The organism is Vibrio sp. N418 (assembly GCF_000222565.1).
GTDB classification, from domain to species: domain Bacteria; phylum Pseudomonadota; class Gammaproteobacteria; order Enterobacterales; family Vibrionaceae; genus Vibrio; species Vibrio scophthalmi.
The window spans coordinates 68,130-83,999 of sequence record NZ_AFWD01000024.1 but is presented as its reverse complement, the minus strand read 5'-3'; the positions used below and the strand labels follow the sequence as shown (position 1 = coordinate 83,999).

The 15,870-nt window shown below is 42.8% G+C and carries 14 protein-coding genes and 1 pseudogene; 13 read left to right on the top strand and 2 right to left on the bottom strand.

Annotated features, from left to right (window positions below):
- Positions 1-8 precede the first annotated feature (8 nt).
- From RH86_RS04045 to RH86_RS04005, 9 genes are read left to right on the top strand one after another with little or no spacing between them, the layout of a single operon-like run.
- Entirely contained in the window at positions 9-1,298 is a 1,290-nt protein-coding gene (locus RH86_RS04045; protein ID WP_009385116.1) for a CpaF family protein, read from the top strand.
- Positions 1,298-2,218, top strand: a complete 921-nt coding sequence (locus RH86_RS04040) for a type II secretion system F family protein (protein WP_005594403.1) — start codon at positions 1,298-1,300, stop codon at positions 2,216-2,218. Before RH86_RS04045 ends, RH86_RS04040 begins: the two co-directional genes overlap by 1 nt.
- Positions 2,215-3,102: a type II secretion system F family protein gene (locus tag RH86_RS04035; RefSeq protein WP_009385115.1), complete on the top strand. Its 888-nt coding sequence runs from the start codon at positions 2,215-2,217 to the stop codon at positions 3,100-3,102. The genes RH86_RS04040 and RH86_RS04035 overlap by 4 nt, the downstream gene beginning before the upstream one ends.
- A complete protein-coding gene (locus RH86_RS04030) occupies positions 3,095-4,465 on the top strand; it encodes a tetratricopeptide repeat protein (RefSeq protein WP_009385113.1) in 1,371 nt (456 codons plus the stop codon). The genes RH86_RS04035 and RH86_RS04030 overlap by 8 nt, the downstream gene beginning before the upstream one ends.
- Before the next feature lie 12 nt (positions 4,466-4,477).
- Entirely contained in the window at positions 4,478-5,017 is a 540-nt protein-coding gene (locus tag RH86_RS04025) for a TadE/TadG family type IV pilus assembly protein (RefSeq protein WP_009385112.1), read from the top strand.
- Positions 4,998-5,552: a tight adherence pilus pseudopilin TadF gene (gene tadF / locus RH86_RS04020; protein WP_009385111.1), complete on the top strand. Its 555-nt coding sequence runs from the start codon at positions 4,998-5,000 to the stop codon at positions 5,550-5,552. Before RH86_RS04025 ends, tadF begins: the two co-directional genes overlap by 20 nt.
- Positions 5,553-5,554: 2 nt before the next feature.
- Entirely contained in the window at positions 5,555-6,661 is a 1,107-nt protein-coding gene (locus RH86_RS04015) for a TadE/TadG family type IV pilus assembly protein (protein WP_038219217.1), read from the top strand.
- 26 nt (positions 6,662-6,687) lie between these two features.
- Positions 6,688-6,897 (top strand): hypothetical protein, encoded by a 210-nt coding sequence (locus RH86_RS04010; RefSeq protein WP_038219215.1) that lies wholly within the window; start codon positions 6,688-6,690, stop codon positions 6,895-6,897.
- Between the two features lie 13 nt (positions 6,898-6,910).
- Positions 6,911-7,528 (top strand): OmpA family protein, encoded by a 618-nt coding sequence (locus RH86_RS04005; protein ID WP_009385110.1) that lies wholly within the window; start codon positions 6,911-6,913, stop codon positions 7,526-7,528.
- Positions 7,529-7,715: 187 nt separating this feature from the next.
- Here RH86_RS04005 and RH86_RS04000 read toward each other — a convergent pair.
- A pseudogene (locus tag RH86_RS04000) lies at positions 7,716-8,201 on the bottom strand (TRAP transporter large permease subunit); the annotation flags it as partial.
- Between the two features lie 338 nt (positions 8,202-8,539).
- On the opposite strand from RH86_RS04000, the gene fabG reads away from it, so the two are divergent.
- Entirely contained in the window at positions 8,540-9,286 is a 747-nt protein-coding gene (gene fabG, locus RH86_RS03990; protein ID WP_005594432.1) for a 3-oxoacyl-ACP reductase FabG, read from the top strand.
- 126 nt (positions 9,287-9,412) lie between these two features.
- On the opposite strand, the gene RH86_RS03985 is transcribed toward fabG, so the two are convergent.
- Entirely contained in the window at positions 9,413-10,801 is a 1,389-nt protein-coding gene (locus tag RH86_RS03985; RefSeq protein WP_009385102.1) for an SLC13 family permease, read from the bottom strand.
- Positions 10,802-11,345: 544 nt separating this feature from the next.
- Here RH86_RS03985 and RH86_RS03980 point away from each other — a divergent pair.
- The 3 genes from RH86_RS03980 (at position 11,346) to RH86_RS03970 (ending at position 15,826) form a co-directional block, all read left to right on the top strand.
- Entirely contained in the window at positions 11,346-13,229 is a 1,884-nt protein-coding gene (locus RH86_RS03980; RefSeq protein WP_009385101.1) for a DUF294 nucleotidyltransferase-like domain-containing protein, read from the top strand.
- Complete coding sequence (locus RH86_RS03975) at positions 13,226-13,966, top strand: 3'-5' exonuclease (RefSeq protein ID WP_009385100.1); 741 nt, start codon at positions 13,226-13,228, stop codon at positions 13,964-13,966. The genes RH86_RS03980 and RH86_RS03975 overlap by 4 nt, the downstream gene beginning before the upstream one ends.
- 195 nt (positions 13,967-14,161) lie before the next feature.
- Positions 14,162-15,826 (top strand): BCCT family transporter, encoded by a 1,665-nt coding sequence (locus RH86_RS03970; RefSeq protein WP_009385099.1) that lies wholly within the window; start codon positions 14,162-14,164, stop codon positions 15,824-15,826.
- Positions 15,827-15,870 lie beyond the last annotated feature (44 nt).

The following is a 15,870-nucleotide window of genomic DNA, read 5'->3' as shown; positions in this document are numbered from 1 at the left end:
AGAATAGTATGATTCAAACCCAATCGAGAAGTATCTTCGTTTCTTTGCGAAAACAGATTTATGAAGCGCTCGAAGCCGATGTGGTCAACACGTTAACTCGAGAACAGTTAACGGATCAGATCACCACCGCGGTCGACGTTCTTATCGAGCGTAATGAACACTCGGTTGCGTCAGTCGTTAGACGTGAATACGTCAAAAACATTATTGATGAGTTACTTGGTCTTGGTCCGCTACAACCGTTAATGGATGATGAAAGCATTACGGATATCATGATCAATGGCCATAACAACGTCTTTATTGAACGCAATGGTTTAGTTGAAAATTCATCGATTACCTTCATTGATGAAGAACAACTGCTACAAATTGCGAAACGGATAGCAGCACGTGTTGGGCGACGAGTCGATGATTCTTCACCTACTTGTGATGCTCGCCTGCAAGATGGTAGTCGTGTAAATATCGTAATCCCCCCGATTGCTATTGATGGTACTGCAATATCGATTCGTAAGTTCAAAAAGCAAAGCATTGATTTTGAACAGTTAATTGGGTTTGGAGCCATGAGTCCAGACATGGCAAAGGTATTAATGATTGCTGCGCGGTGTCGACTCAATATTTTGATCTCAGGGGGAACGGGCTCGGGCAAAACAACCATGCTGAACGCATTGTCCCAGTTTGTTTCTGAAAAAGAGCGCATCGTAACGATAGAAGATGCGGCAGAGCTACGTTTGCTACAACCTCACGTAGTGAGATTGGAAACACGTACGTCAGGCATTGAAGGAACCGGGGCCATTACTCAGCGTGAGCTGGTGGTTAACTCTTTAAGGATGCGTCCGGATAGAATCATTGTTGGTGAATGTCGTAGTGGTGAAGCGTTTGAAATGCTGCAGGCGATGAATACCGGCCATGACGGTTCGATGTCCACTCTACACGCCAACACTCCGCGAGACGCACTAGCGCGTGTCGAAGCGATGGTTATGATGGCAAATAGCAATCTTCCCTTAGAAGCGATTCGTCGCACAATTGTCAGTGCCGTCGATTTAGTGATTCAAATTAGCCGCTTGCACGATGGTTCTCGTAAGGTGATGAGTATATCGGAAGTCTTTGGCCTTGAAGGCACCAGTGTGGTGATGGAGGAAATATTTCGTTTTGAAGCCTCACGTGTTAACGAAGGCGACGATAAAGTGAATGGGGATTTTATTTCAGCAGGCTTGATGAAGCGTTCAGTTTTGGTAGAAAAAGCGCGCTTCTTTGGTTTAGAAGGCAACCTTAATGCAATTTTTGGCTTCAAGGGAGTTGAATAATGGCATGGATAAGTCTGATTGTTGGTGGACTGCTGTTTTACTTCATTGCAAAGCTGGAAAAGAAGGAAACATCGACGCGTTATCTTAAACAGACGATGGGAACTAAGATGGTTAGCTCTATGGAGCATGGCAATGCAATTAACTTAAATTCATTGTCAGATGAAACGCTTCAGCAGAAAAGTTCCCGTTTAGTTAAGAATACGCACCGTCAATTAGGCGGTGGTGCCGTGTTTAAAGTGATAGCGGTCGTTTCATTATTGGCTGCTCTGTCTATTTACATTAACTATAGCTTTGTTCGCGGAAACCCATGGCTGGTTTTGTTGGTCATTGAATTTGTGGGTTTGTACTTTGGTTATGGCTGGTTACAGAAACGCGAGCGTTCACAATTTGATGAAGCTTTTCCCGATGCTCTCAATATGTTGACCAGTGCGATAGGTACAGGTGAAAGCTTGATGCACGCGATTATCTATGTTGGTAACACCATGGATTGCGAAGTTGGTAAAGAGTTCAAATTGATGGGCGAGCGCATGCAGATGGGGGAGTCTCCGGACTCGGTTTTTCGCAAAGCCTGTAAACGCTTTCCATACCCTCCTTTCCATTTTTTTATTATCACGATGCGCGCCAACTTACAGCGTGGTGGTCAACTAAAAGAAGTGATGACTCGCTTAAACCGATTGATGTTTGATGCACGAGCCGTGGATAAAAAAAAGTATGCATTGACGTCCGAAGCGAGGGCATCGGCAAAAATTGTAGCCGCAATTCCTTTCATTTTTCTATGGCTGTTGCAGTTTTTGAGTCCCGAAAACTATGAGTTTGTCATGTTTGATCCGGCAGGCCGCTATATCCTTTACTACGTGCTGTTCAGTGAGTTCGTCGGTATTTCTATTATTTGGAAACTGATGAAAGGAGTGGAGGCATGATCAGTTACTCGATTTGGGTTGCGCTGAGTTTGATCTGTTTTGGCGTTTTATTACTCTCCATCTATTTGCGAAAACAGCAAAATACGAAATACATTCAAAAATATTTGGTTAAGAAAGAGTTGACCGGAAAAAAGAAAAGTAAGGATCCTGAAAACCTACTTGATTGGCTTGATACGATTATTCCAAGTGCCTTTGCAATGAATGAAAGCGCGATCAATGAAAAGCTGCTCAATGCAGGTGTAGGTTCGCTGAAATATGCCCACCTGTATTTGCCCATTAAGTATGCGGTGCTATTGATTGGCAGTGTTGTTATTGGCTTATTATTCTATGACTCACTCGAGGTTATCGTGTTAATCGGAGCGCTGTCTCTATGGGTGATTACGATATTGATTGTGCCAGATTTGGTATTAGATGCTCGAGTTAAAGCGTGCCGTGCAAATATTACCCAGCAATTGCCTTATGTGATCGACCTATTGGCTGTCTGTGTGCAAACGGGTATGACAATAGAAGCATCAATGGGCTACCTAGCCAAAGAGATGCGCGGTTTCGACCCTAAGCTTGCGAAGTTAATGGAACGAATTGATGAACGTTCGCGCATTGTCAGCATGGATAAAGCGTTAGATGAAGCTTATTTACATATCCCAACGTCTGAAATGCGCAGTTTTGTGATGACACTAAAGCAAAGCCTGCGATATGGCTCATCAATCTATACAACGTTGACGACCTTATCGTCAGATATCCGTCAAGTGACCATGCTGACAGTCGAAGAGCGGATCGGGAAGTTGGCGGCAAAAATGTCGATTCCTCTGATCCTATTCATCATGATGCCAATTGTAATTCTAATCGCCGTCCCTGGTGTAATGAGGATGATGTCCGGTGCATAATTATATTAAACAAACATTATTAGTTGTATTTTTCTTTTCGCTTCAGGGTTGCATGGCAACGGGAAAGAGCGCGAATACTGCTTCTGCTAGTATGAACATTCACACCCAAGAAAAGCTCTTGGAAGCGGCCAATAATAATGCGAGATTAATAGAGTTTTATAAATCGCAATTAAAGGCGAATGAGTCAGAAAAATACCGCTTAAAACTCGCTCAAGCCTATCTAAGAGAGTTTGATGCAGAATCAGCATTGTTCACAATTAAGCCTCTGTTAGTGCAGTCAAAATTTTCTGTCTCAAGCGCGGTTGTCGCTGCCAAAGCTTATATTGACCTTGGTCAACATGAACAGGCGAGATCGCAGCTAGAACAAGCAATAAAGTCAGCACCTAAAGATGGAGAAGTTGCTAACTTATTAGGCATTGTCCACGCAGAGCAAGGTGATGTGTTGAAGGCTAGGAAAATGTTTGAGCTTGCACGCAGTAATTTCTACGATGATACAAAGATTAAAAATAACTTAGCGCTGCTGGACATGATGGAAGGGGAGCGAACACAAGCGCTACAACGTATTGTATCATTAGCCAGTGAACCCAATCTAGATAAGCAATTACAAGCGAACTTAATGCTGATTATGGCGAAGAATGGCCAGAGAGAGTACGTCCTTGATGGTTTAGATTCGACACTTTCTGAAGTGCAAAAAGATAAGATCTATCGAGCGTTGCGAGATAGTTCATTTCAGATTCGTCACAACGAAAATCATGCCATTGTTGAACCGGTCAGTGAATCCATACCAAAATTGCTACCAGAACTCATCACTCAGCCTATTCCAGACAAAGTAGTCGTACCTTCAACGAAACAAACGATAGCACTAGAGTCTTTAGTGACGGAGCTGCCTACAACTCAAGATACGAATTCTCAAAATTTAATTGCGAGCATGCATGAGGTAGAAGAAGCATCTACACCTGAATCAACGCAGTTAGAAAATCATGTTGCAGAGACTGAAATGATAGATCCAAACGAAATCGAAACGGATCAAGTTGTACTTATTGCTCCCGAATCGGCTGCGCTTGAGACTGAGAATCTTCAAACCGTAGAGAGTGAATCGGCATCTGCATCGGACTCGGCGGCGGAATTTGATGAAAGAGTTAAGGTGATGACTTCCGATCCTTTAGTTATTGCACAAGAGGTTGAGCGATTACCTTTGACGTCAAAAATCGAAGGTCTACGACCAATTGAACCTGCTTCAGGTGAAATGACTGCTGAAGATTCAATGGCATCAGATGAAATGACGGTAGATTCCGATTCTGTAACGCCGACTGTTGTAACCCCTAACATAGTGGAGCAAACGGCCGATCAGCCTGAGGTTTAATGGAGAAGGATCATGAAGCGGAGGAATAGTAAAAAGAGACAGGATGGTGTTGCCACTATTGAATTTGCAATGGGCTTTATGTTGTTTTGGTGGCTATGTATGGCTTGGGTCGAAGTGAGTTACATGTCTTATATTTCTGCTGTTTCTGATTTAGCAGTTAGTGAAGCATCAAGAGTTACTCGCTTAGAAGATTCGGTAGATAAAGATTGTACTGGACAAGGTTGTCTTAATAGTTATTCAGAACGCTTTAGTCTGGCTTTACGCGACAACAACTCATTATGGGCTAAATTTGTTGACCCTACTAAATTTAGATTTTCTATTCAATATTTAACAACGCCTTTAGAGCTAGAAAATTTAGCGGATGATTATTGTGCTCTAACGCAGGGTGAAACTGAAAATGAGTGTGGAAATTCTTTTAATAGTGCTATAGCGGTTTATCGATTGAATTATGACTATGAACCGATGTTTAATTATTTTATCAATTCAAACCAGCTATTTTCTCGTGAAGTTGTAGTAATACAGGAATATGAGCGTGAAAAGTTTAGATTATAGTCAAAGAGGAACATTCACCGTTGAATTTGCAATCGTCGGTTTGATTTTTAGTTTACTTTTTGTTTTTAGTGGCGATGTGATTATTAAACTTGCCTATAAAGGGAAACTTGATCGCCTTGCCTACTCGCTAGTGAATATAGTTAAAGAACGAACCCAGCTATATGACGACAGTTATAGTTTAACCCCAGAAAATGTAACAACGGTAGCAAATATTGCAGAGGCATCGTTGCGTAGAATGATAACTGATTTCGATTCCAACAAATTTGGTTATGTGATTGAGGCTGTCACTTTTGACGCAAGCCATCGAGCGACGTATCAAGCGTTTTCATCAAATGTGGTAGGTAATTCGGCTATCCAGTGCAATACCCCTAACAAGCTGAATCAAATGATGCATTTATCAAAGATCACAACATGGGGGCGTCCGTCTACGCTCTATCGCGTCACCTTATGCTATGAAACCGCAAATTGGATCGGTGATTTACTCAATATGAACTTTACACGTGTAGAGTCTGACGCAGTCATGATAGGGAGATGATCATGAAGTCTCGCATTGTTTCTCAAAATGGGCACGCTTCAATACTATTTGTGATGATTATTCCGGTCCTATTTGGTGTGTTCATGTTAGGCACTGATGGTGCAAGAGCATTACAACAAAAAGCACGACTGCAAGATGCTTCAGAGGTCGCCGTTTTGGCTGTGACAGCTCACGCGGATCAGAATATCGTAGGTGAAGGACAAACGCCTGAGGGCGGTAGTAAAGTCAATCGAGCAATTGTGGCGGACTTTATCTCAGCGTATTTTCCAGATGTGAAAATTAACGGGCCTGAAGATTTAACAAATTTAAGAATCGAAAGGAAAGAATGTTCTCAACTTGCAGATTGTTCAGCGGATGGTTATCAGTTTTTCCAATATCAAATACAGGCGGCCTTTAAATACGATACCTGGTTTCCGGGAAACAGTGCCATTGTTGGTTTTGGTGATCAAGTTGAAGTTGGTGGTTTAAGTACGGCAAGAAAATATCAAAATAATGCTGTCGATCTTATGTTGGTTGCTGATTACTCTGGTTCAATGACGTTGGAGTGGGATGGTGGTAACAAAAAAAAGTACCAAGACTTGTTCGACATTATTAAAGAAGTGGCGCTTGAACTCGATGACTATAATAAGCAAAAAGTGCCAGGGCAAACCAGTACTATTGGTATTACTCCTTATAACCACTTTGTATTCAGAAAGAAAGGCGCAGGAGGAGTTTGTAATAACGTTACGAATGGTGATGTATGGAATGTGGAACACACTAAATTTACAAATAATGCGACCGATTTTCAGGCAACAATATTGGCTGCAGAAACGCCTATTGATAGTGATGTATGTCCTAGCAGTAATGAATATAAAAAATCCACATTTTACAGTATTGGTTTGACTACCAATATATCCAACTTTATATCAAGTATAAATAGGTTTCAGCCATCATCATATACAGCATCATTTCAAGGAATTATTGAAGGTTATAAACATTTAAAAGAAGGAAAAACAAAAAAAAGCTGCTCGTTATTCTTTCTGATGGGGTGGATACTGAAGATCACGCGCCTAAAGGTAAAATTGAGCCTGGCAGTCCAAGCAATCGCTATCCGTCATATAAAAAGATAGGAAGTACACTTGTAGATAAACCTCATTTGCTATGTGAAAAGGTAAGAAATGGTTTATCAAAAAACGGTGAAAATGTTCAACTCTATCTTATTGGCTTTGATTATAGGCCGGGTGCTACAAACAAGGCATTGGATGAGTGTGTAGGCGCAGGAAATATTCTTTATGCAAATAATAAAGAAGAGATTAAAAAAACATTACTGTCTCTAATGGCAGAAGAGATTGGACACTTAAAATAAATAAAGGATATTTATGAAAACTGTATCTACGGCTCTGAGTTGCATCGGAATGCTATTGTTTGTTACTTCTGCAAATGCTTTGGACAACGACAAGTTAGTCAGTGTATGTGGCCACTCGGATGTTAGTATTAAAAAGCAGGTTAAAATCGAACAATCCACCAGTGTCTCACTGCTACAGGGTGGCATGCTACGCATTGACTCAAAAGGACCTATGCCAACGGAACAACTGTTGCAGGCGGAGATGAAAAACATCGGAGTGTCAAATGAATGTACGGAGTATTTTATCTCTCAAGGAACAAATAATCCTATCGATGGGAGAGTCTATTTTGCGTTTGATAGTGACAAGCTAACGTCGGCCTCCATTACAGTCCTTGATGCCATGCTAGATCATCTAGGTAGAGCAGAAAATAACATCACACTGGCTGGACATACTGACTCAATTGGTAGCGATGGCTATAATTTTTCATTAGGCTTAAAGCGTGCAATGTCAGTACAGGAGTTTTTACAGGATAATAATGTGGCACAAAAAAATATCGAAGCGGTTAGTTATGGCGAGAAACAGCCTATAGCATCAAACAGCAGTTCTGAGGGGCGAAAGTTGAATAGAAGGGTTGAAATTTCAGGTAATTGATTGCGTTGTGAATGTATTCTTACGAAAGATAAAAATGGATGACATAGTCATGATAGAAGAGTCCTATCGATTTCATTGTTTACTCGATAGGACTCTTTTTGATTACCGCGTAAATTGAAGGTGCGATGAAAATGGCGTTGATTGGTGCGATTTAACCTTTAATGATTATTTGACCATAATTGCCCTTTTACCCGTAAGCGACGCTTGGGAACCACAGTACCAATTGAGGCCACACCACTAAGCAAACCAAAGCGACTAGCTGGATGAGGATAAAAGGGATCACACCGCGATAGATGTCTTTAAGCGCCACACCTTCTGGGCAAACGCCTTTTAAATAGAATAATGCAAAGCCAACCGGTGGGGTTAGAAAACTGGTTTGCAGCGCCATCGCCACCAACATGACGAACCAAACGAGACTTGGGTTGTCCACTACTCCATGGCCATCAAGCTCAATGCCGAGGCTGGCCACAACGGGGGCGAGCAGTGGTAAGGCAATTAAGGTGATTTCAATCCAATCAAGGAAGAAGCCGATCAATAAAATAAAGGCAATAATTCCATTACTGCCAAATGGTAAGCCACTCAAAAATGATTCGATTAACTCATCCCCGCTCAACTCTCGAAGTACCATAGCAAAACAAGAATCGCCCAAAAAGATCATAAAAATGTAAGCGGTAATGCTGTCAGAGCGAGCCGTTAAGTGGGGCGATCAAGCGTTCCTTGGGTTAGGGCGGTGCGGTTCAAGCGATTAATAACCAAAAAAAAGTGCTCTATATCACAGAACGAGCAGTATTTCGTTTGACAGCACAAGGCCTAGAACTGATTGAAATTGCTCCAAATTTAGATTTTCAGCGCGATATTATGCAACAAATGTCTTTTAAGCCATTGATAAGCAGTGACTTGAAAGTTATGGATTTGCGCCTGTTCGATGAGCAATTTGAGCTATCTTCATTGTGTTAGAACGCGGCATTGCTCGTTCTCTTTTTTTTGCCCAAGATGAAAAGGAATCAAAATATGCTAGGAAATAGTTTCAATAATAAAGTCTGTATTGTAACCGGAGCCGCACAGGGTATTGGCCAAGCGATTACGCAACGTTTTAGTGATAACGGCGCAATGATGGTCTATGCATTGGATCTTAACCATGAGGCCTTAGCCCACGCATGGCATGATAGAGAGAATGTCACGCCGATTGGTATCAACATCTGCGATAGAAGTGCGCTTAAACAGTTGGTTGATGATATACAGCAGCAATATGGTCATATTGATGTATTGATTAATAATGCCGGTATTACTCAAGATGCGCTATTGGAAAAGATGACCGAAGATCAATGGGATCTTGTCTTGGCGGTTAATCTGAAGGGGGTGTTTAACCTCACTCAAGTGGTCGCTCCGATTATGATGGCAAACAACTATGGTTCGATTGTCACCATGTCATCCGTGGTGGGAACCGATGGTAATATCGGCCAAAGTAACTATGCCGCCACCAAAGGCGGTGTCATTGCGATGACCAAGGGCTGGGCGAAAGAGTTTTCTCGTCATGGTGAACAAGTGAGAGCCAACTGTGTTGCTCCCGGGTTTGTTGAAACACCAATGACGGCGAATCTACCCGAAAAAGTGCTGAGCATGATGCGTGAAAAAACACCGCTTGGTAGGATGGCCTCAGTCGATGACATCGCTGATGGTATTGAGTTTTTAGCCAGTGATAAGTCGAGTTTCATTACCGGCCAAGTATTGAAGATTGATGGTGGCTTGGTACTGTAATCTGCATTATTGAGGGGTATTGGAGGGCGATGATAAAAGAACCGTTTATCACGGCTCTTCTACCTCTTGAGCAGCGAGTCTCTTGAACAGTTAGTGGCAAGCTAAACAAGAGCTCAATCTTACACCTTACGACCAAAAAACGAGGGCAATAAGAGTCAACGCTCCAATACAGACAAGATTGAGAATAAAGCCCACCCGCATCATCTCACTTTGTTTCACCATTCCGGTGCCAAACACAATCGCATTAGGTGGTGTTGCCACTGGCATCATGAAAGCACATGAGGCCGCAAGAGCAATCAGAATCGATAAGATAATCGGAGAAAGGCCAAAGGCTTCTGCTACGGTCGCAAACAAAGGAATAAACAGCGCAGACAGCGCGGTATTACTGACAAACTCGGTTAAGAAGACCACGAAGGTCGCCACCAGAAGCAGTACTAATACCAACCCTAAATCAGCAACCAAAACACTCAGCCCGGTGGCAAGAAATTCGCTAGTCCCCGTTGCTTTGAGTACATTGCTTAAACAGATACCACCACCAAACAAGAGTAAGACACCCCAATCGGCGGTTTTTTCAATATCTTTCCAGTGAACGACACGACAGAAGCTCACCGCAATGATTGCGCCTAAGGCAATGATCGTATCGAATTTAGCATAGCCACCGATCATGGCGTTAATCGGCTTACTGAAGATCCAGAATGTCACGGTTGTCGCAAAGATTGCTAACGTTACAACTTTGCCTTTATCCCATTCGACTGGTGTGTGGTTGAGTTCAAAATCCCCTTTCAATTCGGGTTTTAATAAACCGAACAGTACGATAATGGATAGCGGTAATAGCACGGAAGCAATCGGTAAGCCATAGCTCATCCACTCAGTAAAGGTTAATCCCACTTCCGCTGCGGCAATGGCATTCGGTGGACTACCGACGATGGTCGCCATACCACCAATACTGGCACTATAAGCGATACCAAGTAGTACAAAGACATGGGTTTTGTGGCCACTTTCTTGATTCACTTTACTTAGAATTCCTAACGCGAGCGGCAGCATCATCGCGGTGGTGGCCGTGTTGCTGATCCACATCGATAGTAGAGCGGTGACGCCAAACAGCATGAATACCGCGACGCTCATTTTTCCTTTAGCAATTACCAGTACTTTGTCGGCAATGACTTTGTCTAGGCCTTGACGATTCATTGCTGCCGCGAGCGCAAAGCCGCCTAAAAATAGGAAAATGATTGAGTTAGCAAAATTGTTAAGCGCTGTTTGGGTATTAAAGACACCAAACAATACCGCCATAACTGGAACTAAAATGGCGGTAACGGTGACATGCAAAGCCTCGGTTAGCCATAAGATGGCGATAAAGACCAGCATGCATATTCCGAGAACAACTTGGGGCTCCATTGGTAATGTAAAATACAGAGTCGCAAATAACACAATATCAGCCAATATGATCATGCTATTGCGGTTGATTAACCATTCACGAGTGTTGGTAGGTAGAGGGACACTATCATTTTTATTCATTATATTTATCTTCCTTTTGATGCCATAAGGCAGGCAAGATAATGACAGCAAATTAACCACGTAAAAAATGGTAGTTTAATGATTTGTTAAATAGATCAAAATGAATGGTTGCAAATGTTAATTTTATTCATTGTGCAATTTTGTTTATTTGTCGTAACGACAAATTGAAGTGATTTTTTGTTTTTACATCTACATTTTACATCTACATATTGGCGCCCTATTAAATAAATGAATTGAGAGTATTTATTTGTAGAGAGGTTTTTACCTATATAAGAGCGGCATCGAAGGGAGTTGTCTATATCATTGATATTAAGTGTTTTTATTTTAGTACTGCTGCGGTAGTTGATAATAAAAGTGCTGTTTCAATTAAATAAAAGAAAGGCAGATATATTTTCGCTGATGACGTAATTATAAAATTCGATGCTATTCGTCTAATTTGAATACTAATTGTGTTTATTATGTAATCATTAGGTATAATTAGTTTGCCAATTTACAGACTTGGTGCTATTTATCGCTGCAGTATAATTTGAAAATGAGGCCAGGAATGGAAGCCGAGCAATTAGAAGTACTCAATTTCATTAGCCAACACCCACCTTTTGATGACCTACCAGAAGAGCATCTACGTAATATCGCCCTGAATGTGGAAGTTGCATATTTCCGAGAGGGAACGGACATTCTTAAAGTCGGTGATGACATCCGTGATCTGTACTTGATTCGCAGTGGTGTTGTCGAAATCTACCGACGTAAAGGGGAGCTATACAACCGCTTTGCTACCGGTGGATTATTTGGCCAAATGGGCCTTCTGATGAATAACCGCGTGCGTATGCCAGCAAAAGCGACGGCTGATACTCTAGTCTACTGCATTCCTGAAGTCATCTTTACTCAATTGTGTGATGAATTCGAAAACTTTGCCGATTTTATGGAATTGGAGGACAGTGCGCGTCTGCGTACTGCTGTCTCTAATCATGCTGAAGGCAATGATTTTACCACTGCCAAAGCGCGCAAAATTCTCAGTCGTGAACCGATCACCTTAGAATCGAATGCGACTATCCAGCAAGCGGCGAATTTAATGGCAGAAGAAAATGCCACAGCATTGTTAATTGTTCGTCCTGCGGAAGAGTGTTTGGAAGACGATGATGAAGACGAACTACTCGGCATTCTGACTGATCGTGATTTGTGTATTCGGGTTATTTCGCAAGGTATCGATACTAATTTAACTGTCAGCGAAGTGATGACAACGGATGTCGTTTCATTGGGTTACAACGCTTATGTGTTTGAAGCTATGCTCACTATGTTGCGTTATAACGTGCATCATCTGCCGATTTTAAAAGATAAGAAGCCGATTGGTGTGATTGGCATGACGGATCTTGTTCGTCATGAATCACAAAATAGCTTGTTATTGGTTAGCTCGATTTTCCAACAAACCACGGTAGAAGACTTACAGCTGGTCGCAGCTCAGGTAAAAGATTGCTTCGTACGAATGGTTAATGAAGACGCTAACGCGCACATGGTTGGCCGAGCGATGTCCGTGATCGGCAGTAGTTTTAAACAACGTTTAGCTGAAATGGCAGAAATGGAGTTAGGCCCTGCGCCAATTCCTTATTGCCTTGTGGCAATGGGCTCGATGGCTCGTGATGAACAATTGATTGTTACTGACCAAGACAACGCAATTATTCTCGACAACAGTTACGATGAAGCGTTGCATGGTGAGTACTTTGCGCAGTTTTCTAAGTTCATTTGTGATGGTTTAGCGGCTTGTGGTTATAGCTATTGCAGTGGCGATATCATGGCGACCAATCCTGAATGGCGTAAAACGCGTACCGAATGGGAAGAGTGCTTCGCAAATTGGATCGATCATCCTACGCCTGAGCGTTTATTGAATAGTTCGATATTCTTCGACTTACTCGGTGTATGCGGTCGGGTTAAGTGGGCAGAGCAGTTGCAGAGCTTTATCGTGCGCCGTGCTAAGCGTAACAATCGCTTCCTTGCCTGCATGGCTTACAATGCGATTAGTCGCACGCCACCGCTTGGTTTCTTCAAAGATTTTGTGATGGAAAAAGATGGTCGCCATCGCAACTCAATAAACTTAAAACGCCGCGGTACCGCACCGCTAGCAGATTTGATTCGTGTGCATGCTTTAGCGATTGGTTCGCGCTCGCAAAACTCATTTGATCGACTCGATGACATCAACAATGCGGGAATTTTGCCCAAAGGCAGAGGGATGGATTTAAAAGATGCCATGGAACTGATCTACATGGTGCGTATTCGTCACCAAGCGCTGGATATCGAGAATCAAGAAGAGCCAGATAACAACATCGAACCTGAGCACATGTCTGAATTTGAGCGCCGAAATTTAAAAGCCGCCTTCCAAATTTTGAGTAACGCCCAGAATTACATCAAGTTCCGTTATCAGAGAAGCAGCAAATGATCGCCTTGCCGAAAGACAGAACGAGCTTGTTGGATACGTCACAGACACCTGATTGGCCCGTTTATTTTGAGCAGCTTAAACAGCAAGCACAAGACCCCCGCCTACAAGCCTATTATTCAGTGCCAATTGCTGAGGCGTCGACACCGTTAAAAGAGGTGCAGTTTGTCGCGCTCGATTTTGAAACCACTGGGTTGAATTCTCAGCAAGATGCGATTCTTACTATTGGACTAGTGCCTTTTACATTGTCACGAGTTGCGTGTAAAGAATCGGCGCACTGGGTGGTTAACCCTAACCGAGATCTCAACGAAGAATCGGTCGTTATTCACGGTATTACCGACACGGAGGTAAAGGCGGCTCCGCAGCTTGAAGCGATTCTAGAAGAGGTTTTGCAGGCTTTGGCCGGTAAGATTGTCGTGGTTCACTATAAAAATATTGAGCGCCAGTTTTTCTATCAAGCATTGATGGAATGTATCGGTGAAGGGATTGAGTTTCCAGTGGTGGATACCTTGGATATTGAGTATGCCATCCAGCGTGAACAGTGCCGTGGTTTTTTCAATTGGCTAAAACGTAAGAAGCCTGGTTCTGTAAGGCTTGGGCAGTCACGACAGCGTTATGGATTACCCGCGTATCAACCGCATCATGCGCTCACAGATGCCTTAGCAACCGCCGAACTCTTACAAGCTCAGTTTCAGTACTATTTTGCACCAGAAACGCCGCTTTCAGAAGTGTGGTTATAGGAAAAAATGTTCTTTATTGGTAAAAAATAAGTGTAAACCAGGTAGTTTAAGATTATGATCCTTCATCCTTTCGATTAGTTAAGGAAATGCTCAATAGTGAAAAAGTTGAGCGATTGGATTAGAAATTACCTTTCATTCTTAATGATTACGAAAGAAGAATTTTGATAAATGGTCACGTTTTTAAGGAGATAATTCGTGAGCACAGAAAACAATGGCGGGATTCAACGTCCCGACGGCAAGGTAAACGCGATCGACACTGATTACCAAATTGGTCAAGATAACGTTGCTTTAAAAGTAGGCCCATTTGGCCTTGATATTCACAACCGTGTTTTTGCCATTTCAGGTATGTCTATCATCCTGTTTGTCATTTTAACACTTACCTTCAGACAGCAAGTTGAACCCTTTTTCGCTGGATTGCGCGGATGGCTGGTCTCTAACTTAGATTGGTTCTTCCTTGCATCAGGTAACTTTTTTGTTGTCGTCTGTCTGATCTTAATCTTTACTCCGCTTGGCCGAGTAAGAATTGGTGGAACAGAAGCAACACCGGATTATAGCTACACTGGTTGGTTAGCCATGCTATTTGCTGCCGGTATGGGTATCGGTTTGGTGTTCTTTGGTGTATCTGAGCCAATGTCTCACTTCAGTGCTGCGCTTAATGGCGTTACCGTGGAAAATGGCGTACGTACTGACTGGGCGCCTCTGGGAGCGGCAATTGGTGATACTGAAGCGGCTTCTGCTCTAGGTATGGCTGCAACGATTTACCACTGGGCATTGCACCCATGGTCAATCTACGCATTGCTTGCACTTGGTCTAGCGATCTTCTCGTTCAACAAAGGTCTACCTTTGACCATGCGTTCAATCTTTTACCCACTATTTGGTGAGCGTATTTGGGGTTGGACTGGTCACGTGATCGATATTCTAGCAGTCGTTGCAACAGTGTTTGGTCTAGCAACGTCACTTGGCTATGGCGCTTCTCAAGCCGCTACGGGCCTGAACTACTTGTTCGGTATCCCGATGAATGACACGACGCAAATTATCTTGATCGTTATTATCACAGCTTTGGCTCTTGTATCCGTTGTTGCTGGTCTAGATAGTGGTGTTAAGCGTCTTTCTGAGATCAACATGGGTGTTGCGGCGGTTCTATTACTGTTCGTGATTGTTGTTGGTCCAACACTGGCTATCTTCACCGGTTTCTTTGATAACATCGGTGCTTATTTGTCGAACATTACTGCGCTTTCAATGCCGTTTGGCCGTGAAGATGTGAATTATTCACAAGGTTGGACTGCGTTTTACTGGGCGTGGTGGATTTCATGGTCCCCATTCGTTGGTATGTTTATCGCACGTGTTTCTCGTGGTCGTTCAGTTCGTGAGTTTATCGTCTGCGTTATCCTGATCCCATCAACGGTGTGTGTATTGTGGATGACAGCTTTCGGTGGCACTGCAATTAGCCAGTACGTTAATGACGGTTACCAAGCGGTATTTAATGCTGATCTGCCTCTTAAACTGTTTGCGATGCTTGATGTGATGCCATTTGCCGAGATCACCTCTATCGTCGGTATCATTTTGATTGTTGTGTTCTTCATTACTTCTGCTGACTCTGGTTCATTGGTTATCGATACCATTGCCGCGGGTGGTAAAGTTGATGCACCAACACCTCAACGTGTATTCTGGTGTACGTTTGAAGGCTTAGTTGCGATCGCGCTATTACTTGGTGGTGGCTTAGCTGCAGCCCAAGCGATGGCGGTAACCACGGGCTTGCCATTTACACTTGTTTTACTTGTTGCTTCGATTTCTTTGGTTAAAGGTTTGCTGGATGAACCTCGTCCTAAATCGAAGAAAGAGAAAAAAGCAGTCGCGTAATAACAACCGCTAATCTGCTTAACTCGATGATTGATTAAGTCAAA

Coding starts and splice junctions, on each gene's coding strand:
- RH86_RS04035 (WP_009385115.1), top strand. CDS start 2,215: ATGATCAGTTACTCGATTTGGGTTGCGCTGAGTTTGATCTGTTTTGGC.
- RH86_RS03975 (WP_009385100.1), top strand. CDS start 13,226: ATGATCGCCTTGCCGAAAGACAGAACGAGCTTGTTGGATACGTCACAG.
- fabG (WP_005594432.1), top strand. CDS start 8,540: ATGCTAGGAAATAGTTTCAATAATAAAGTCTGTATTGTAACCGGAGCC.
- RH86_RS03985 (WP_009385102.1), bottom strand. CDS start 10,801: ATGAATAAAAATGATAGTGTCCCTCTACCTACCAACACTCGTGAATGG.
- RH86_RS03980 (WP_009385101.1), top strand. CDS start 11,346: ATGGAAGCCGAGCAATTAGAAGTACTCAATTTCATTAGCCAACACCCA.
- RH86_RS04015 (WP_038219217.1), top strand. CDS start 5,555: ATGAAGTCTCGCATTGTTTCTCAAAATGGGCACGCTTCAATACTATTT.
- RH86_RS04040 (WP_005594403.1), top strand. CDS start 1,298: ATGGCATGGATAAGTCTGATTGTTGGTGGACTGCTGTTTTACTTCATT.
- RH86_RS04005 (WP_009385110.1), top strand. CDS start 6,911: ATGAAAACTGTATCTACGGCTCTGAGTTGCATCGGAATGCTATTGTTT.
- RH86_RS04045 (WP_009385116.1), top strand. CDS start 9: ATGATTCAAACCCAATCGAGAAGTATCTTCGTTTCTTTGCGAAAACAG.
- RH86_RS04025 (WP_009385112.1), top strand. CDS start 4,478: ATGAAGCGGAGGAATAGTAAAAAGAGACAGGATGGTGTTGCCACTATT.